Raw genomic sequence first — 21,339 nt, 5'->3', positions numbered from 1 at the left:
GCGCTGGCAATCAGCCTTGCTTTTGTTCCGATACATGCCAGGACAGCACTCTCCGTTCAATGAACCGAACGAGGTTGACGAGGGCGATGCCCATAATCGCCAGCATGAGAATAGCTGCAAACATACGCTGCATCTGCATGTAATTGCTTGCCATCATGACGATGTTGCCAAGCCCTTGGGTCGACCCGCTCCACTCGCCGACGACGGCTCCGATAACACTAAGGCTGACGCAGGTTCTAGCCGCCGAGAACAGATACGGTAAGCTGTTCGGCAGTCGCAGCTTCATGAAAATCTCCCATTTGCTGGCATGCAGCGACCGCATATATTCATGGTTGTTCTCGTCCACCGATCGGAAGCCCATAATAGAGTTAACCAGCATCGGGAAGAACGTAATAATCGCTGAAATAAGTATTTTCGGCAGCGCGCCAAACCCGAACCAGATGATGAACAACGGGGCAATCGCGACGACGGGGGTCACATTCGCCAATACCGCTATGGGCAAAAGCGTTCTCTCCAGCAGCCTCGAATGTGCCATCAGCACGCCGCCGATGAACGCGACAAGCGTTCCGAGCAGGAAGCCGATCACCGCTTCGTACAAAGTAACCCACGCATGCGGCAAGTAGAAAACAAATGATGTTGCCAGCTCCTTCAATACGGATGACGGAGCAGGCAGTGTGATCGCTTCGATGCCGAGCACCCGGACCAGCAGTTCCCATAAAATGAACAGGCCTGCAAATGCGAGCAGCGGCGGCATGACTGCGGAGTTAGCCAGCCAGTTTTTCAACCGCTGTGCACCGGATGGCCATAGGCTTCTCGCAGCCTCTCTTTTCGGGGGGCCCTCCTTGCGCACGGCAGCAAGCATGGATTGCGTATCCGGTCCGTTCTCATTGGTATTTTTCAAAATACTCTCGCTCATCTGTCATCCCCACCTTTCCCGAAGCTGTCCTCTAACGAGGCTGATATAATGATGAAACTCATCCGAATCTTCCATCTCCGCCCTCCGGGGACGGGGAAGATCGATATCGATAATCTGCGATATTCGCCCTGGCCTGCTCGACATGACGACGACTTTATCGGAGAGCAGCACGGCTTCACGCAAACTGTGTGTCACGAAAATAACGGTCTTCTTATGCGTCTCCCAAATATCGAGCAACTGGTAGCTCAGCATTTCACGCGTAATCTCATCTAATGCAGAGAACGGCTCATCCATAAGCAGAATCGGCGCTCCCGATCCGAAAGCACGGGCAATGCCGACCCGCTGCTGCATGCCGCCCGAGAGCTCTTTGGCATAAGCATGAACGAAATCTCCCAAGCCTACTGACTTCAGCAGCTCTACCGGATCCTCGCGCTCGGTTGTTGAGACAGCCCCTGCCTTCTTGTTTACTTCAAACGGCAAATTCATATTTTGCAGCACCGTCCGCCAAGGGAATAGCGCCGCCGCTTGCGGCACGAAGCCGAACTGCTTATCCGACTGCGCCTGCTGCGGGGTCTGGCCTCCAACGGATACGATTCCCTCAGAGGAATCGGTCAAGCCTCCAATAATACGCAAGAGCGTTGATTTGCCGCAGCCACTAGGGCCAATCAGGCTAACGAACGTGCCTTGCTCCAATTCAAGATTGATGTCCCGAAGCGCCTCCGTCTGCTGTCCCCGACGAATAAATCGTTTGTATACCTTTTCCACTTTGATGTAAGACAATCAGGATCACCACTCTTGTCGTTGTAGTAAAAGATCGGTTTAAACGGTTAATTAAATAGTTGGTTAATGCTTATTAACTGTTTAATTAACTTCTTGACCGTATACTAGCATGGGCTCTTTTTATATGTCAATTTAATTGACACAAAATTTAATTAGTTTAAGAAAAATTCAAGTATATCTAACATATAGATAACTATTAAAGTAATTTATATGTTAGATAATTAAAATGCGAAGATCATTTCAGCAGCCTTAAACAGCAGCTCTACTACAATGAGAGCGGCTTGAATGGGAATCATTTGGGGTATACGACAAATAAAGCACCTGCACTCGGCATAGGCACTTTCATGTAATGTATGTGGAAGAGATTTGCGAAAGGGATGGTGCTTACTTTAGCTGGATTACAACGATACACTTATGGCAACCTTCCAGTCTTGGAGAGTTAAAAGGTGTTTATGATGTTTCCTTTACTTTGTTCAGGGCTGGGAAGTGTTTGCTGATCGTTGAAGTGTGTATGCTGCGGGGCGCCGCTTGAACGATTGTACGAGGCATTTAAGGGTGACTTCTGCTTTAATGGTTTTGAGGACTTTGCCGCTTTCTCTACATTAGCGGGTTTGCAGATATATGCTTCTATAGCGGGTATGAGAAGCATCCACGGTAATGCTGCATTTTTAGACAGGGCTATGCGGCGGTGCTGCTTCGCTATAATGAATTTGAGTGGTGGTTTTAGTGTTGATGTGCTGCTGTAGGAGTTTGCGAGGCGTATGCGGTTATATCCAACTTTAGAAGTGTTGCAATACTTGCAGCATCCTTCTGCTTGTGTCAATTTCCGGGATGTTTGCGAAGCAGCTTCGCTATATAACGAAGCTAGTTTCGTTATATAAGAAGCAAATTGGGCATGCCCCGTCTATAGCGAACTTATTTTCGTTACTCATGAACCTTAGTTCACGGAAAGCGAAGATGAGTTCGCTATATAGGCGCCCCCGCTGAATTACCCTTCTGTACGAGCTAATCAGCGAACCACTCTTCGCTATTTAGCGAACCAGCTTCGCTGGAGGCAGAAAGCCGCTCTATGCTCTATGCTCTATGCTCTATGCTCTATGCTCTATGCTCTATGCTCTATGCTCTATGCTCTATGCTCTATGCTCTATGCTCTATGCTCTATGCATCGCAATGGCACCGCGCGCACCTCCCGGTGCGCGGTGCTTGGTCACACGTCGGATGTCAAACCTCTCTGTGAGAAATCCACAGGATCAGCACATCACCTGCACCCCGCTCGCTCGTTACACCAAATGACCGGCTTCGCGAACCCTGTCCTACTCCTACTCCTACTCCTACTCCTACTCCTACTCCTACTCCTACTCCTACTCCTCATAAATCATTTTACGCGTCATTCCGCCGTCTACGACCAAGTTAATGCCGTTGACAAAATCATTGCCCGGATCGGTCAGATAGAAGCATGCGCGCACGATATCATCAGGCCGTCCGACCCGCATCGAAGGATGCTGCGCATGGTCCTGCTCGCGAAGCGCTGAATAATCCCCGTTCTCGATCCAGCCCGGGCTTATCGTATTGACGCGAATGCGATCCGCTGCGAACGATACGGCGAGCGCATGCGACAGCGATACGATGCCGCCTTTCGAAGCGGCGTACGCCTCGGAATTCGGCTCGGACATTATTGCGCGGGTCGAAGCCATATTGACGATTGCCCCGCCGCCATGCTCCCGCATTATTTTGGCCGCTTCCCTCGCACACAGGAATGTGCCGCGCAAGTTCGTATGGAGCACGTAATCCCATTCCTCCAGCGTTATATCATATGGCGATTTCCAGTAGGAAAGCCCCGCGTTGTTAATGAGTACATCAAGCCTTCCGAACTGTCGGCGCACATCAGCAAACATAGCTTCAATCTCCTCAGGGCGGCTCAGGTCGACGGTATACGAGACGGCCTCTCCTCCTGCCTCCTGAATGTCGCGTACGATTTGCTGGACAGCTTCATCGTTACGATCAACCGCAACCACCTTCGCTCCTAGGGCAGCGTAAGCAAGTGCAATTGCCCGCCCGATGCCTTGTCCAGTTCCTGTTACAAGGACGATGCTGCTTGAATATTTCATCCTCCTGCCCCTCCTCCATGTATGAATAGCTGATCTATATGCCTTAAATTGTACAGTCCGCAGTCCCAGTTATGCAATTTCATCACGAATGCGGCATCCATGTACAAAAAAACCTCCAGACTCGCCATAAACGACGGTCTGAAGGTTCTATCCGGGAGTTCCCCTATATTTTACGCGTTATAAAATTGAACCAGCTCGCGCACGATTTCTTCCGCTGAGCCGTCCACTTGCGTCTGACGCTGAGGCTTACTGAACAACGCTTCGATTTGCTCCGGGAACTGCTGCTCAATGCCGCAAAGCGCAATCGCTTCGTTGAATTTCGCAGGATGTGCCGTCGCAAGCGATACTGTTACTTCCTGTGCGCCGCTGCGCACGTCGGAAGCCGCTACACCGCATGCGGAATGCGGATCAAGCAGATAGCCGGTTTCCGCTTTGTATTTCGAAATCGTATCCAGACATTCCTGTCCTTGCACGCCGTGAGCAGCAAACTCCGCTTGTACGCGGGCAAGTGCATCCGCTGGAATGACAATTTCGCCATCACGTTTGAAGCCGTCCATCAGCTCGCGGATTTGCGCCGGATTTTCGTCCAATCCATAATACAGGTAGCGCTCGAAGTTGCTGGCAACTTGAATATCCATCGACGGGCTGTAAGTCGATCGGAAGCCGCCCGGCTTGTACACGCCCTCTTGAATGAAACGCTCTAAAATATTATTTTCATTCGTTGCCAGAATAAGTTTGTTGACTGGAAGCCCCATCCGTTTCGCCAGGTAACCGGCAAAAATATCGCCGAAGTTGCCCGTCGGCACGCTAAAGTTAAGCGGCTGCTCGCTGCCCGTCTGCTTAGCAACTTGGAAGTAGGCATAGAAGTAATAAACCGTTTGCGCCAGGATGCGCACAAAGTTGATCGAATTGATCGCACATAGATGGTTATTCGCTTTGAAATCCAGATCAGCGAACAGATCTTTAATGATGCGCTGGCAATCATCGAAGTTGCCTTCCACCGACAGATTCAGTACGTTCGAATCCTGAACGGTCGTCATTTGCAGCTCCTGTACCTTGCTCACTTTGCCGTTCGGGTGAAGGATGGCAATTTTTATACCTTCTTTACCGCGTACGCCTTCGATAGCCGAAGCCCCCGTATCGCCGGAAGTTGCGCCAAGGATGTGGATCGTTTTATTTTGCTTGCGGGATACGTACGTGTACAACTGGCCCATAAACTGCAGGGCGATATCTTTAAACGCAAAGGTCGGCCCGTGGAACAGCTCCAGCAAATACAAGCTGTCGTTCAGCTTGCGCACTGGTGTTACCTCCGGATCGCGGAACGTCGAATAGCTGTCATAGACAAGCTTCTTCAGATCTTCTTGCGGAATTTCATCGTTCGTGTAGTAGGAAAAGATTTCAAGAACCAGCTCTTGATAGCTGAGATTCTGCCATTCCTTCAGCTTTGCTGCGGAAATAGCAGGGATTTCGCTTGGCACGAGCAAGCCTCCGTCATCTCCCAAGCCCATCAAAAACGCATCGATAAATCCGATTTTCCCGACATTGCCCCGGGTACTGATATATTCCATGTTCGATTCCCTCCTGCAATTTAACGCACATGTCCTGCCAAATAAGGCAATAACCTTGCCTATGCTTCCCCCCATTATACGAAAAAGACCGCTCCAACCTCAAGCAGTAATTTGTCCCGCTTAAGCTGGAGCCGTCTCCGTAGGCAGCCAAATGTCTAAGTACAGCGTAGCGCTGCCTTATTTCCGGCCGGGCTTTGCCGTATTTTTAATCATTTGGAACAGCATCGACAGCGTATCCTTGCGTTCGTCCTGCTCCATTCTTTCGATATATTTGTCGCGATTTGCGTACAGTGCTTCCACGCTGCTTGTCAGCGTCTCTGCCGTCATCTGCTCCTCGAACAGCACGTCGCTGAAGCCCGCCTGTTGGAACGAGCGCGCATTCAGCAGCTGGTCGCCGCGGCTTTGCTCCTTTGTCAGCGGAATTAACAGCATCGGCTTGCGCAAATATAAAAATTCAAAGATCGAATTGGAGCCCGCCCGGGAGATTACCACATCGGCCAGCGCCAGCACATCGGGCAGCTCTTCATTAATATATTCGTATTGCCGGTAATAGGGCGATTCCAGGGACGGCTCTACCTGCCCTTTCCCGCAAAGATGGACGATCTGAAACCGTTCGGTCAACCGGCCAAGTGCTGATCTGACCGCTTGATTGATTTTGCGCGCGCCAAGGCTTCCGCCCATAATGAGCAGCACCGGCTTCGTTGAGGAAAAGCTGCAAAAAGCTCGGCCTTTCGATGCATTCCCCTGCTTCAATTGCTCGCGAATAACCGCGCCGACATACCGGGCTTTTCCTGCCGGCAAATATTGCTCGGTCTCCGTAAACGTCGTACAGACACCCGTTGCGAGCGGAATCGCAATCCGGTTCGCCAGACCCGGCGTCAGATCCGATTCATGAATCAGCACCGGAACCCGGTTCAGCTTGGCTCCCAGCACGACTGGCACCGACACGAAGCCGCCCTTCGAGAACAGGACGTCGGGCTTTTCTTTTCGAATAATCCGGTAAGCTTGAAAGGCGCCCTTTACGACTTTGAAGGGGTCCTTCACATTTTGCCAATCCAGGTAGCGCCGAAGCTTGCCTGTTGCGATCCCGTAGTATTTGACATCTTTAAGCGGAGCAATAAGCTGACGCTCGATCCCCGCTTCCGAGCCTATGTAATCGACAGACCAGCCTTCCTCCACGAAACGCGGAATGAGCGCCAGGTTGACCGTCACATGCCCCGCCGATCCGCCGCCTGTAAACATAATTTTTTTCTTGTGCACACACCTACACTCCTCGCTCAGCCTAACTATTACCCTATTGTATGCCAGCCTGCTCGCCTATTTCCAGTCAAAAATAGCAAATGGCGAAATATCGCCGCTATGCGACGCTATTTCGCCATTTTTGCCTTTTCGAATTGAGATTGCTGGACGAAGCCAAGGCAGGAGGCTGGTATTGGTTTCCGCCGCAACAGCCTAACCTTTGCCGCCCTCCTCATCCTCTTCCACGAGCCGTTTAAGTGCTCCGAGCTTGTTCTCCCAGAAGCGCTCGTAATAAGCGAGCCAGCGCTTTAACTCGCGCAGCGGCTCCGCATCCAGCCGGTACCGGGTTTCCCGGCCGACCTTCCGCTCCTTCACCAGCCCCGCGTCTGCCAAAATCCGCAAATGCTTGGAGACGGCAGTGCGGCTCATCGGATAATGACCGCTGATTGCATTCACCGGAAGCTCCTGATCGACAAGCAGCTGCAGCAGACTGCGCCGTGTCGGATCGGCAATTGCCTGGAACACATCTTGCGCCGGCTCGGCAGCCCCGTTAAGCCTCGACATACTTCTGGAGTGCCAATACCAGCTTGTCCCAGCCGCCGGACATTCTCTCCCGGACAAGCGTGTGTGCTTCTCCGAACTCGGTGACGGAATCCGTCGTCCAGCCGCTGTGTACGAGCGTAAACTCCGTTTCCTTCTCACCCGTCTCCTTCAGTTGGAAGGAAAGCGTCCAATCCTTGCCCCAGTTGAACGAGAGCAGGTTCGGCGGCTCCAGCTCTGTTACCTTGCACGGCGATTTGCCGAACGGGCCGGCTTCAAGCTGGAATTCATGGCCGATAACCGGCTCGAAATTGACCGGCGGCATAAACCAAGCCCCAATTCCTTCAGCCGTCGCAACAGCCTTCCATACTTTCTCAATGGGCGCCTTTAATACAAGTGTTTGCCGAATATCCGGCAATTGATTAGCTGCTTCACTCATTTGCGATATTCCTCCTCATGTTGTCTTCCCTTATTTGAGGGACTCCACTTTATCCTTCAGCCGAAAACGCAGCGCGGACCATTGCTCGTCCACCGCTACATTACTGACAGGCCGGTAAGCTGTTGTTTCCTGTACAAGTGCCGCCAGCGTATCGCGATTGATATCAGGCTTGATTTTCGGCCCCTTCTTCGGGTAAGTGATCCAAAAAACTGCATCTTCACTCAGCAGGGGCAGCGTTTGCGGTATTTTCTCCGCCGCGTTCGACAGACTGCTGACGAACAGCTGAACGAATGCATACGGCCCGTCTTGCCCGTCACCGCTTTCGATGCCAAGAGCATATCCTTCCGGAGCATGAAGCACAGCTGCACTGCCTTGCTTATAATGCATTTTTTTCACCAAAGCTTCGTTCATGAATCAGGCTTCCCTCCGTCAGCTTATTACGAAACCTTTTGGTTTCCTTTCCTCGTTAATCATTATAGGAAACCAAAAGGTTTCTTGTCAATCCTTATATCCATTAAGCAGCAGCAGCCGGTCATCTTCCTTCGACGGCGTACCGCGGCCGTCCGTATTGTTCGTAAGAATGTAGACTTGTCCGTCCTTGACCTTTACATCCCGCATGCGTCCTTGGCCGGAAAGCACTTGCACCACGCCATTCGTCTGCGGATCGAACCGGAACAAGCCTTCCCCGCGCAGCGCAGCGAACAACAGCTTGCCGTTGTCGTCGAAGGCCGCGCCGGAAGGTGCCAGCGCCTTATCGCCCGTATGATAGAGCGGAACGATCATGCCTTCCTTCTCAGCGTCACCAATAATGTCCGGCCAGCCGTAATTGCCTCCCGCGATGATCCGGTTAACCTCGTCGTGACCACCAGGATCGCCGGAAGGCCCGTGCTCCGTGCTGTACATCTCTCCCGCCTTGTTCCAGGCGATGCCTTGCGGATTCCGGTGGCCATACGAATAGACGTAAGAGCCTGGGAACGGATTATCCTTCGGAACGGAGCCGTCCACGTTCAAGCGCAATATTTTGCCGGCGAGGCTGTTCAGATCTTGCGCCAGCTTCGGCTGATCCGAGTCGCCTGTCGTTACATACAGCTTGCCGTCCGGACCAAGCGCGATTCTGCCGCCGTTATGATTGAAATAACCGGGAATGCCCTCCAGCAGCGACTGTACCTCTGCCCAGCCTTTGTTCGTGTGCTCCAATACGACAACCCGATTAACTACCGCGTCATTCTCCTTATACGTATGGTAAGCATAAGCGCGTTTGCTTTGTGGAAAATCAGCAGCCAGTGCAAATCCGAGCAATCCGCCTTCCCCTTCTGCAAATAGAGGCTTCTTCAGCTCTACCGCTTCACGAGTCAGCTTCTTGCCCTCCAGCTTCACAATCGTACCGCCGCGTTCGGTAATGTATGCCGTATTTTTGTCAAAATCAAGCGCCCAAGGCACCTTCAGCTTTTCTGCCAAAACCGTAAATCCGGGCTGGGTTTCGCTGCGGTTATCCGTTTTCCCGTTCTCGTTGACAGGTGCTGTCGTCGCTTTTCCTTCGCAAGCAGATAATCCCCATGCCGTTAAAGCCAGCAGCATGACGATTACAATTGTTTTTGATTTCATCATTATCCTCCCTTTTCTACCACGTAATCTATAAAACTAGTATTTCCACATTGTCTGAAAATAAAACGAAAGAATCGCTCCAATCTATGTCCCAGTCCATATATTTACTTCCGGCACCCCGCAAAGGTTCCGTAAATAAAAACTGCCCCGCTATCACCTTTGCAGATGATTAACGGGGCAGCCTCTTATTTCACAGCTTATTTATTCAGCAATTCTAAGGATTCAAGCAGCCGCTTCAAGATGACAGCAGCTTGAGCGCGGGTCGAATTTTCTTTCGGCGAGAATACGTCCGCCTTGATTCCATTCATAATTCCGCCGCTTACCGCAAGCTTCACGGATTCTGCCGCCCAGGCAGAGATCGTGTTTGCATCCGTGAAGGCTGCAGCGGATTCTTCGCCCACTGCCTTACCTTGGCCGAACAGCTTCAGTGCGTTAGCAGCCACAACGGCCATTTCCTCACGTGAAATCGTCCGGTTCGGCTTGAAGGTTCCGTCATCATAGCCCTTCAGCAGACCGTATTTCACGGCAGACGCTACGGCTGGCGCAAACCATTCACCGCCCTTCACATCCTTAAAGCCCGATGCAGAAGCCGCACCGCCTGCCTGCTCAGGCAGACCAAGCGAGCGAACGAGCATGGCAGCAAATTCCGCGCGCGTTACCGCTTTGTTCGGCTCGAAACGATCCGCCGATGCGCCGTTCAGGATTCGTTTTGCTGACAACAGCTCGATATCTGCCTTCGCCCAGTGACCTGCAATGTCGGCATAGGTCTTGGAATAGGAAGCAATAACATAAATGCTGTTGCTGACGCTTTTGATCGTCACAAGCGTTTTATCTCCGTTAACCGCCTCGAACAAAGCAGGCACATAACGGAATTGGCCGGTGGAAGGATCATAGACAAGTGCGGTCGTCTTGCTGCTGTCCAGCTTGCCGTCTACGATGATCGTTCTCGCCACATAGGTACCGCCAAAGCTTGTTACCTGTACGGTACGGTCGCCAGCTTTCACCGTGATGCTGAAATCGACAGGCGAGCCTTTCAATTCCAGCCCTGCTGCAGCAGCATGCTTGCGCAGCTCGCTTAACGCCGCTTCGCTTAGCTGATTAATTGCAAACGTCCACACCGCATCGGAATTAGCCGTAATGCCGGATTCCTTCAACGCCTTATCCACTAGAGACAGAGGGAACCGGTAGGTTGCTCCTCCACTCTCTACAACGATAATGGTGTTAGGATTCGATTTCTCTGCTTCGAGCAAAGCTTGAACTGAGAAGGACACACCGTTCGCTCCAGCCGTAAAGCTGACTGTGGACGGATTGTCTTTCAATGCATTTTTCAGCTTGCTGTCATTAGCCGAGGTATTAGCATTGTTGTCGACCGGCACGCTTCCGCCGCCGCTGCCAGTTCCCGGACCGCTGCCATTGCCGCCATTACCGTCAGCAGGAAGCACCGTCAAGGAGTACGTACGGGATGAGCCGCTTACCGTTACTGCAATCGTTGTTGCTCCAGCTTGAACCCCGGTAATGACATTGCCTCCGCTAACCGCAGCGATTGAGCTGTTGCCGGACACAATTGTCGCTTGCGGTGTTACGATATCGCCGTTCGCATTAAGAACGGTAACTGACTGTGATGATCCAGCCTTCACTGTCAGTCTTCCATTCTTATCACCGGAATCGATATGGAATGGCTTCAGAAGCGAAGCAAACCCTTCGTTTACTTCTTTGAATACAAACCCGTCAGCACTGTTCGTAACCGGAGAAATCCGCTCTCCGCGTACGATGACGTTGTCGATTTCAATGGAACCTTTTACGTTTTTCGTTACTTCGACGCCGCTCGTACCCATTCCGTCAAGAACGTTGTCGATCAGCTTCACTTTATCAACGCGGAAGTCGCCGTGTACGATCAGGCCGGAATACGTGCTGTCGAGCGCCGTATTATTGCGTACGATTACTTCGCCGTCCAGATCCTTCTCGCCGGCAAAAATCCAGATCGCACCCAGATTAACCTGATAGCCTGTATCGTAGCTGCCGTTGCGGATGAGCGTATTGCGCTCCACAATCGTCGTGCCCGTAAACGGTACCGGGTTGAAGCGAGTGGAGACTGCGATGCCTGCCCCATTCGTGATCGTATCGCTCGTTACATTGTCTTGAATTTTATTGCCATGTCCGCCAAAAACAACGATGTTGTCAGCCAGCCACGGCAGCGAAACCGTATTAAATCTTGCCGTGTTGTTGATGCTTGGCACCAGGTATGACCACATTGCAATGCCGTCATCACCCGGGTAACGAATATCCGACTGCTCCATCATGCTGTCTTGCGTTCCTACGCAGAAGTTGATGCCGTCAGCCATCAAGTTCCGCAAGCGGAGTCCAACCATATGAAGACCGTCTGTAATTTCATCAAAATACACTTCGCCTGGCACCGCGCGGTTTTTCACCTTCGTCAGCCACAAGCCCGTTTTGGAATGCTCGACCCAAACGTTCTGAATGACCGAGCCTTTGCCGAACGCGCCTTCGAACGCATGTGTCGAAGCTTCGTCGTCACGAATATTCAATTCGCCGTCAATGAGCAAATCATAGACCTGAATGTTCGCCCCTTTACCGATAAAACGGGCGCCAATGAGCGTCGTATGCCACATGCCCGCTCCGCGAATCGTAATTTGATCCAGCGTAATGTTGTCGCCTGTGAAATGGAACACGCCTTGCGGGAACCATACGCCTTTGCCCTGCGCCTTCGCTGCAGCGATCGCTGCCAGCAGCGCGGCCGTATCGTCGTTGCCGTCTCCGGCAACAGCGCCAAAATCAGTCACCGACAAGAAGTTGGCCGGCATCGCGAATGCATCAGCGACCTGCTCCAGATCAACCAAGTCGATTGTGTAATAGTCAGCTGTATCCGCCGCATCCTTCTGCAGACGAATGACCGAGCCTGCAGGCACATCCCCAATCAGCACATGCGCTTCGTCGAAGAAACGGTGCGGACTGCCTTGCGACGGATCATTAGACCAAGGGTAGCTGCCATATTCCCATGCATGCTTCGAGGTCAGCGACAAGCGCTCGCGAAGCTCACCATTTACATAGAGACCCAACGAAGCGTTAATGCCTGTTCCGTCACTGCTGTCTGGCATAGAGAAGCGCAGCGTCAGTGCATTAGCGGCCTCAGCCGTTTCAAATTCCACATATTCTCCGGTATTCGCCAGCGTTACCGCTTGACGGCCCGAAGCCTCCGAGGCTACTTCCTTATACAATCTCGACGGCCCGATGAGCGTGCCGTTCGTCTTGCCATGCTCCGCTTCATATGTGATATATGGAAGCGTTGCTCCGCGGAATGCTTTGCCTACGCTGTTCTTCACGATCAGGTAATCAATAGCGGCTCCGCCATCACCTGCCCCATCCACCTGCAATGACACCGTATTGATGCCCGAGCGAAGCGCAAGGTCGAGCTCCGCCGTTGACCAGCCTTGGGCAGCCGGAAGCTCGATATGTCCCGAAGGAAGACCGTTCACATAGACGTTGAATCGTTTTGCCTCTGTTGAAGCATTATTGTAGCGAACGACAGTATCATAGTCGCCCGCAGCTTGCGCATTGACGGTGAACGTAATTTTACTGCCCACAGCCGTAAACTCATCCGCATAGCCTTCGCCAGAGAAGCCAGTCGTCGCCGACTTCACTTTAACGCCGCCTGCGATGAATGCTTCTTCCGCTTCGTAGATGACGTCCGCTGCAATCGGGTTCAGCTTCCATAAGGAAGCGTCTGCTGTTGCGGGAACGCCGTAAGCTGTACCTGAAGCGGAATCTGTAAGCAGACCGCTGCCGTCAGCAGCACTTCTTGCTGTTACGTAGCCGCCTCTCTCGTCCAGCGTCCACTGAATAAGATTATTGCCCGCCTCTAATGCAGCTGTCTTCAGCTCTGCGCTCAAGTAGCGGCCGGATTGACGGTTCTGCAGCAGCTTGCGGCCATTATATTCCTGCAGAAGCCATTGCGCAGCACTGCTGCTGCCGTTCACAGCTTGCGTCGATACCGTACCATTCTGCTCAACAAGCAATTCGCCTGTTGCTTTGGATTGAATATTGATATAGTGCGTGTCGCTAAAGATTGGCGTCGATGTCACATCATTTCGTGCTTCGCCCATATCCGGCGTTTCAAACTGCTCTGGTGCTTGCTCCAGCTTCCATTGCAGCGATCCGAAAGAATCCGGATAGAGACCGCGCTCAACATAGCCTGCATTGTTTTGCACATTCAAATATTCATCGTTGTAGCTGCCATTGAGGCTGCGTACCAAGTAACTGCCTTGCGCAGGAGCGTTCTCAATGCTCCAGCTTTGCGCAGCAGAATCCGCCGCCGGCTCTTCCGCTGTAATATACGTATAATCATGCTGTGTTGTCAGCACATGGCCGGTTACCCTGTTCACGATCTGCTTGCGGCCATTAACGTCTTGAATGAACCAATGCGAGTAACCGTTGGACGGCTGAACTGCACCATACATAATGATGCCGCCCTTGTTTTCATATAAAAACTGGCCATTCGCCGAGTTTTTAATTCGAATTGCCTCTTCAGGCAGCGGCTGTTCAACCGTCACAGCCTCGATAGCGAATTTCGCTGCATCTTGCGAGGCTACTAACCGGCTAATCTTCGTATAATCGCCTGCTGTATAGAGAATATGACGGTCCCAGGCGCTTACGATATTGATAAAGCCTTCGGAATCCGATGGTTGCAGCTTCCACTTTGCACTTCCCCAACATAAGCAAATATCCTTGAACGTACTCACTTGCTTATCCGGCGCATCCTCGCCTGCTCCGATATCCTCCATTGTGATGTACTGACCCGTTGCAAGGTTTTTCAGACGGAACTGATCCGCTGCATCCGTACCTTCCACAAACCAGACAGAAGCTTTATTGTCCACGCCAACATTGCCGTTTTTCACTTTTCCAAGATCATCCCCGGGCTCCGTAACCTCGTAGAGATATTGGCCGTTACCCTTGCCCTTCAGGCGGATATAGGATGGCATTGCATCCGATACCGGAACAAACGTCCATCTCGGACTCGACCAGGCAGGGTTAATGACGCTATACTCCGCGTATTTCGTCAACCCTTGCAGATTGATAAATTTCTGCTGGCCTTCGATATTGTTTTTATCCAGTACGCTGTTAATCAGTTTCGGCCCGCCCAGATCTTTAATAACCCAGATTGCACCGTTATTCTCGTCCTCCACCTCGGAGACCTGAATGCCTCCTCCATTTGGAGCGAGATTGATGTAATGCCCTGTCTCACGGTTCTGAATCCGTTTGCGGCCGTTAAACTTCTCAATCAGCCAGTGTGAGCTTTGATCATCTGCCTTCGGATTGCCGTACTTCAACCGGCCAAAATCATCCTCGTAAAGGAACATATTTTGCCAAACGCTTGAAATCCGAACATATTGCGGCGTTCCGTCTGTGCTTACGTTCAAATCCTCGAGCAGCCATTGCGCTGCATCCGTTTCCGGATCGGTCACGCCTCCCAGCACCAGATCGGAATCATCCGCTGTATGAGCATAATACGTCGATTCTGTTACGCTCCGGAAGCTTTTATAATCATCGTAGATTGTAGAATCCGTGATGATCCAGCCCTCAGCCGGTGTCTCTGGAGCTGACTGTGCCACTTTCAAGCCGGCGCCTTCTTCCGCACCTGGCAAGGTCACATAGCTGCCTGTACCCGCGTTGCGGAATTGCTTCGCCCCGTTATTGTCCTCCACCAGCCATTGATACGATTTATTTTGCGCGTTGGCTTGACCCAGTGGCCCGAATTTCAATTGGCCTTGATCTTCGTACCAATAAGAAGTGCCGATCTTTTCTGTTGTAAAATTAACGATCCGGACCGGCACAATATCATGAGCCAATTCGATTTTCCATTGTGCGCTTCCCCAGCCTAATTGTACGCCAGAATTGGAAAGGATCTTTCCGCCGCCACTTTCCGCATGCAGGATGTATACAGCCGGATTAACCGGATTGGCGCTAGTGAAATTGTAGAAATTGTTGCCCGCGCTTAGCTTATTCCACTCGCTAGTGGCAGAGCTTCCATCCGTCGAAGCCAGCAGAACCGCTTCGGGGTCTGTGCCCTGCACGACATAATGACCCGTATCCCGATTGCGAATACGGATTTTTTCACCGCCGCTTCCATCCGTCGTCTCTTCCAGGTACCAGTGAGAGGATGGATCGGCCGCACCTAGAGGACCATATTTAATGGAGCCGTCCTTCGCATCCTCGTACAAATATTGTCCATCCCGGTACTGATTCCCGATTCGTACCGGCTGAAGCTCCGACACGGGCTCCAGCTTCCACTGCGGACTTTCAAACGTAATGTTAATATCACTGCTGACCTCTGCAAAACCGAGCTGATCCTCGACGTGCAGCACAAGGTTCGATGCCGAAGGCGCCGAGGCGCTCTTAATGACGATGTATCCAGGACGGCTTGATTCGTGGAACGACCATTGGTCCGTCGCTGCGCTTTCCGTTATTTCACGGCTGGTGACAGCGTCCCTGCGCTTGGATACCTCCGCCATCGTCAGATAGTGGCCGGTCGCCCGGTTTTTCAGCCGTTTGTTGCCGTTATAGTCCTCTACCTGCCAATGTGAGCTCTCATTCGCTATGTTGGTGAAACCATAACGTACAAGACCATTTGAATCCTCGTACAAATAGTTGCTTTGCCATCTGTTTTTCAAACGGACATAGCTGACCCCGGTCGGCAGACTTGCAGCAAGCGCCGTATCATCAGCTTCTGCCGTCAATTGCTGACCTTCCGCTTCCGGCGCTTCCGCCGCCGCCCCGTAAATAGGCATGCTTGTCAGTAAAAGCAGCATTGCAAGCATGCAGGATAACCACCTTGCAGTAGACCTCCGCATCAATCGGATCCTCCTCAATGGAATGGAATAAATGCCTTTCCTTTCCATCATAATTTGCAACCGCTTACAACACGAGGTGCGCTTCTAAACGGACTAGGTGTTTTTTTACGTATTAGCGGAATGATAGACATTATCCAGAGATTCATAGACAAAGATTGCACTAAAGAGTATGATCAAATCGATAATTACATATTGCACAGAAAATGGTGCTTTCGATCCAAACAAATACGATCGGACGCTTAAAAGGGAAGCCGGTGCAAATCCGGCGCGGTCCCGCCACTGTTATTGACGAGCAACTCTTGATAGGTGCCACTGATATCTAAGATTATCGGGAAGGCCAAGGGAAGCGATGACTCATGAGCCAGGAGACCTGCCTTTTTCTGATGTTTCTATTTTTCTTCGGGAGGTGAGAAAAGAGAAACGCAGCTCGCGGAGGACGCATGCCTTGCGCCTGCAGCTGCTGTTCTTTGTTCGTAAACCGCCCCTGCTTTGGAGGCGGATTTTTTTGTTTTCTATTCTATTAATAGGAAAGGATGCGACAATACTAGTGAAATCTTATCTTTTGCGAAAGTGGACAGCTTTGGCATTATCCCTGCTCGTCTTTCTATCCATGTTCAGCATCGCCCCTTTTACAGGGCATAAAGCTTATGCGGCCTCCGGCGGCAATCCGAATCTGGGGCCGTTCACTATCTACGAATACTTGCCCGCGCCTGGACAATTCTCCAACACCTACTTAATGAGCGATCCAAATGCGGAATGGAACAATAATTTGAGCAAAATTATGCCGCTCGGCGCATTTGGCGGCTATGTGATTTTCAAAATGGACGAGCCAATCGTCGACAGCCCTCTCCATCCTTATGGCGTTGACTTTAACGTATACGGAAATGCTTTTACCGGCTTCATGGAACCGGGCGCCATTGCCGTTGCCCAAGATGACGGTACAGGAAAGCCCGGAACATGGTATCATATCGCCGGCTCCGAGCACTATGAGGATGCTACGATATGGGACTACAAGGCCAACTATACAAACCCGGACCCCGACTTTGCCATAACCAACGGCATCAACATTCCTTGGACGGATAATCAAGGAAATACCGGCGAGATCAAGACCAACAACTACAATAGAAGGCCCTATTATCCGATTCCCGATAATTATCCGTTAAAGCCTGCCGATTTCACCAACACAGGCTACAGTTACTCTGGCGTTAATATCAACGTTAGAGATAATGCTTTTGGTTATGCCGACAGCCATTCCATGGGGAATGGGCCGTATGATGTACTCGGAAACCCTTACGCAGCGTCCGCCCCAAATGGCGACCCCATCGATATCGCATGGGCTGTCGACGAAGATGGTAAGCCCGCCAATCTGGAATCCGTCGATTTCATCAAAGTTTATACAGCCGTTCAAATCGACGGCGGAGCATTCGGAGAGGTCAGCACGGAAGTCAGCGGACTCATTCCAGCTAAACCAGTCAGCAGTGAAACAGGAGTCACAGACGATTTAAATACATTGTCGCTCTCCAGCACCACGCCTGGCGCTTTGCCGCAGATCTGGCATTTGACGCCAGGACAGTATGTTTATGACGACATTGTCGTGAATGCGGACAGCATCAAGATTACAGCTAACGGCGATGCTGCAAATATTTACGTAAATAATACCCGAGGCACCGCTAATGCTCCAGTTAACAAAGTGCTTACGTTGAGCGATTCAGAGCCCCGGCTCGTCCGGGTCATTGCCCAAGACGGCGATAAACAGCCTGTTATTTATTATCTAAGCCTGCGCAAGGGCAAAGTAGCAAAGCCAAGCAGCGGATCTGTAGATGTTGCTGTTGAAAGCGCCGCGAGGCAGATTTTGAATAAAGGTGTCACCTCGGACTGGGAAGCAGCAGGACTTGCAAGAGCCGGCTATACAGTACCCGAGAAATACTACAATAAACTGATCGAGCGTATCAGCCAAGCGAATGGCAATTTTGCCAACGTTACCGATTATGAGCGGCTGTCTCTCGCCATTACAGCCCTCGGCTACGATGCAACGAACTTTGCAGCTCATAATCTGATCGAGAAAATCTATAATTTTAACAATATCACGGCTCAAGGCGTAAACGGTCCAATCTATGGTCTCATTGCGCTTGATTCCGGCGGCTATACGATTCCCAATGATGCAAAATGGAACCGCAACAGCTTAATCGATAAAATAATCGAGTACAAAAATCCAGATGGCGGATACGGGTATGCTGGAACAACCAGCACACCGGATATGACCGCGATGGCGCTTATCGCACTGGCTCCATACATGGATCAAGAACCGGCCAAGACAGCCGGGGAACTGGCTGTTCAATGGCTTTCCGCGCAGCAGCAGCCGCATGGGGGCTATGATGACAGCAGCGAAAGCGTTGCCCAAGCCATCATTGCGCTTACAGCAGCTGGCTTCGATCCGACGGACACCGACTATACGAAAGACGGGGAAAGTCTGGTTAGCCGGCTCCTCTCGTTCCGCAAAGCAGACGGCGGCTACAGCCATAAGCTGTCGGACAGCTCCAGCAATGCATTTTCCACTGAGCAAGCACTGCAGGCATTGGTTGCCTATCAGCTCTATACGGAAAACAACGGTAGACTTTACGATTATACACAGACCGAGCTTCCAGGAGTCGAATTTGGCGTAACGGTCAATACCGTAATTCAAGGCCCGGAAGGACAAATATACCAAGGTACTGCACATGGCGTTACCGCTATGGATGCACTGCTCCAAGCGGCAGACGCAAATAACATTGCAGTCGGACTTGCTGGAGGAGGCACTTACGTAACCAGCATCCAAGGCATCGAACAGGGCTTGTACGGCGGTTATGACGGCTGGATGTATGTCGTCAAGCGTGACAATCAATGGGTGATGCCGCAAGTCGGAATGGCGGACTTTGATCTGGACGCGAACGACCAATTGCTGATCTATTATGGAGAGATGGATACGCAGCTGGTGCAATCCGTTACGCTGTCTCCGGCACAGCCGAAGGCAGGTGAAGCGTTCACCGTCTCCGTCAATCAGTGGACATGGGACTGGGTTAGTAACGAAGATCTCATTACTCCAGCGGAAGGTGCAACGGTAACGATAGCCGGTGTGTCGGCCGTTACCGATAATAGCGGCGTCGCAAGCTTTACCGGGGGGATTCCGGCTGCCGGTTCTTATGAAGCGGTCATTACACATCTGCGTGAAAACCAAGGGCCGGCGCTCGTCCGCGACACCCGTCCGGTTACGATACAATCTGCCAATGTGGAGCCAGTCACTCGCACCGTCACGCTTTCTGTCGTTGGCGACAGTCAGAAGGGCACGATCGTAAGCAACAAAACGATCGAGCTTGCTGATGGAGACACCGCGTTTTCCGTACTTCTTCGCGAATTGGGATCTAAAGTGGTCTATTCGGGGTCCGGTCCGTCCATCTACGTCTCCGCCATTGATGGACTTGCCGAATTTGACCGGGGACCAAAAAGCGGCTGGATGTTTGCCGTTAACGGTATTTATCCGGAAGTCAGCGCCGGCATCTATACACTGAAAGACAAAGACCGGGTGACTTGGAATTATACCGTAAACCTTGGCCAAGATCTTAACGCTGGCATGCCGGATACACCGTCGGCTATTAGCAAGGAATTGGAGCAGGCTTTTGGACAGTTGTCTATTAAAGCGGACAATACGCTGCCGATTGGACAAACGGTCCGTACGACAGAGGTTTTGAACCGCAGCAACGCGATGAGCAAGCAGCAAGTCGAAGAGCTGTTGAAGGCATTGCAAGCCGGGCTGGTCTCGGTTAGCAAAACTACGTCAACCGACAAGGAAACAGTCATCTCCGATAGCTTGGGAGAAGCTGCGGTTATCGTTCCGGCAGGCGCAACAACCGGACCGCTTACGATTTCCATTCAGGAATTAAAAGAACAGCGTCCTGGGCTGGCTACATCGCTATTTGAATTTACGCCGAAGGATACCGTATTCGGCAAAGCTGTGTATGTCCAATTCAAAGTTCCCGTTCAGACAGCAAACCCTGACGACCTGGTCATTTGCTGGCTGAACGAGCGCACCGGCGAGTGGATTCCGATCCCGTCCGTGCTGGATTTGAAAACAGGCCTTATTACCGGCAAAGTGACTCACTTTACCAAATTTGCCGTCATCGACCGCAGCAAGCTAAGCACACCACGTCCAACGTTTACAGATGAAAGCCTGATCTCGTCATGGGCGCTGGAAGCTGTTCATCGTGTGTTTGAGGCCAAAGTGATGGTCGGCGTCAGCGATACCGAACTGCGCTTTGCTCCTAAGCAGTCTATGACAAGAGCAGAATTTGCCAAGTTAATCGTTAACCTGCTTAACGAAACGCCGGCTGCCGAAGCCAAGCAAATCTTCAAAGATGTGAAGCCATCAAGCTGGTACTACGGCAGTGTAATGAAGGCACAAGAATTAGGCATTATTCAAGGCATCTCGGCAACGGAATTCAAGCCGGATCAGGCGATCACCCGCCAAGAGATGGCTATTATGATAGCCAGAGCCTTTAAATTATCGGGAGGAACGGCTGCAGTTGCCTATAAAGATCAGGCAAGCATCTCCCCTTCCGCGCTTGAAGCTGTGCAAGCAGTAAGCTCGCAAGGCATCATGACCGGTTCCGGCGGATTTTTCAGTCCGAAATCTCCGGTAACCCGGGAAATGGCGGCAGTTGTCGCCGACAAGCTGTTGACTAAATAAAATCGTGAAAGCCGTGAATCGTCTGGATCTCTATAGACGATTCACGGCTTTTTTTGTGCACGCTACGCTACCGCTATGCGTGAACGCTTAGTCATAAACCGTAACTACTCGACACGCATTACTGCTCGTTGTTTGATAATCCAAGTTCCCAACCAGTACACATCACTCACACTATTCATCATTCATTTGACACGTGACTTACTCCAGAGAAGCTGATTCGCTAAATTGCGAACCCAATTTCGCTCTTTCCGCCCGAACAGACTGTGCCAAGGTCTACAGCGAAGAAAAGTTCGCTATCCGAGAACCTAGGTTTACGAGTAGCGAACTTTTCTTCGCTCCAACTGGAGGAGCAGTAGCGTACGCATGCTACAGCGCAATTAGGTTCGCTAATTTGCGAACCTGATTCGCTCCACCAAGCGGTGCTCCATTTATAATTCAATACTCTAACAATACATTGAGCGTAAATTGCTCCAGCGAAGCTGATTCGTTAAATTGCGAACCCAATTTCGCTCTTTCCGCCTCAACAGACTGTGCCAAGGCCTACAGCGAAGAAAAGTT

At 51.4% G+C, this 21,339-nt stretch carries 12 protein-coding genes and 1 riboswitch; of the genes, 1 reads left to right on the top strand and 11 read right to left on the bottom strand.

Features of this window, described 5'->3' with window-relative positions; all coding sequences use genetic code 11:
• Positions 1 to 10: 10 nt before the first annotated feature.
• The 11 genes from ACFVVF_RS13390 to ACFVVF_RS13340 form a co-directional block, all read right to left on the bottom strand.
• Positions 11 to 916 carry an ABC transporter permease gene (locus ACFVVF_RS13390; protein ID WP_387809966.1) on the bottom strand — a complete coding sequence of 302 codons (906 nt, stop codon included), beginning with the start codon at positions 914 to 916 and terminating at the stop codon, positions 11 to 13.
• Between the two features lie 3 nt (positions 917 to 919).
• Positions 920 to 1,696 (bottom strand): ABC transporter ATP-binding protein, encoded by a 777-nt coding sequence (locus ACFVVF_RS13385; RefSeq protein WP_387809963.1) that lies wholly within the window; start codon positions 1,694 to 1,696, stop codon positions 920 to 922.
• 439 nt (positions 1,697 to 2,135) lie between these two features.
• Positions 2,136 to 2,519 (bottom strand): hypothetical protein, encoded by a 384-nt coding sequence (locus ACFVVF_RS13380; protein ID WP_387809960.1) that lies wholly within the window; start codon positions 2,517 to 2,519, stop codon positions 2,136 to 2,138.
• 538 nt (positions 2,520 to 3,057) lie between these two features.
• Entirely contained in the window at positions 3,058 to 3,804 is a 747-nt protein-coding gene (locus ACFVVF_RS13375) for an SDR family NAD(P)-dependent oxidoreductase (RefSeq protein WP_387809958.1), read from the bottom strand.
• 170 nt (positions 3,805 to 3,974) lie between these two features.
• The gene (thrC, locus tag ACFVVF_RS13370; RefSeq protein ID WP_387809955.1) at positions 3,975 to 5,372 is read right to left on the bottom strand and encodes a threonine synthase; all 1,398 of its coding nucleotides are present in this window, start codon (positions 5,370 to 5,372) and stop codon (positions 3,975 to 3,977) included.
• Between the two features lie 177 nt (positions 5,373 to 5,549).
• Positions 5,550 to 6,614, bottom strand: a complete 1,065-nt coding sequence (locus ACFVVF_RS13365) for an undecaprenyldiphospho-muramoylpentapeptide beta-N-acetylglucosaminyltransferase (RefSeq protein WP_387811440.1) — start codon at positions 6,612 to 6,614, stop codon at positions 5,550 to 5,552.
• 210 nt (positions 6,615 to 6,824) lie between these two features.
• Entirely contained in the window at positions 6,825 to 7,175 is a 351-nt protein-coding gene (locus ACFVVF_RS13360; RefSeq protein ID WP_387809952.1) for an ArsR/SmtB family transcription factor, read from the bottom strand.
• Complete coding sequence (locus tag ACFVVF_RS13355) at positions 7,162 to 7,590, bottom strand: SRPBCC family protein (protein ID WP_387809949.1); 429 nt, start codon at positions 7,588 to 7,590, stop codon at positions 7,162 to 7,164. Before ACFVVF_RS13355 ends, ACFVVF_RS13360 begins: the two co-directional genes overlap by 14 nt.
• 30 nt (positions 7,591 to 7,620) lie before the next feature.
• Entirely contained in the window at positions 7,621 to 8,001 is a 381-nt protein-coding gene (locus ACFVVF_RS13350) for a hypothetical protein (RefSeq protein WP_387809946.1), read from the bottom strand.
• 87 nt (positions 8,002 to 8,088) lie between these two features.
• A complete protein-coding gene (locus ACFVVF_RS13345; RefSeq protein WP_387809943.1) occupies positions 8,089 to 9,198 on the bottom strand; it encodes a PQQ-dependent sugar dehydrogenase in 1,110 nt (369 codons plus the stop codon).
• Between the two features lie 194 nt (positions 9,199 to 9,392).
• On the bottom strand, positions 9,393 to 16,028 hold the full coding sequence (locus ACFVVF_RS13340) for an S-layer homology domain-containing protein (protein WP_387809941.1): 6,636 nt from the start codon (positions 16,026 to 16,028) through the stop codon (positions 9,393 to 9,395).
• Positions 16,029 to 16,248: 220 nt separating this feature from the next.
• Positions 16,249 to 16,453: riboswitch (cobalamin riboswitch) on the top strand.
• A gap of 170 nt (positions 16,454 to 16,623) precedes the next feature.
• On the opposite strand from ACFVVF_RS13340, the gene ACFVVF_RS13335 reads away from it, so the two are divergent.
• The gene (locus ACFVVF_RS13335; RefSeq protein ID WP_387809938.1) at positions 16,624 to 20,781 is read left to right on the top strand and encodes an S-layer homology domain-containing protein; all 4,158 of its coding nucleotides are present in this window, start codon (positions 16,624 to 16,626) and stop codon (positions 20,779 to 20,781) included.
• Positions 20,782 to 21,339: the final 558 nt, after the last annotated feature.

The sequence above is a fragment of the Paenibacillus sp. NPDC058174 genome, assembly GCF_042883865.1.
Classification (GTDB): Bacteria; Bacillota; Bacilli; order Paenibacillales; family Paenibacillaceae; genus Pristimantibacillus.
The sequence above is the reverse complement of the archived record's forward strand: the minus strand, read 5'-3'. Positions and strand labels throughout refer to the sequence as shown.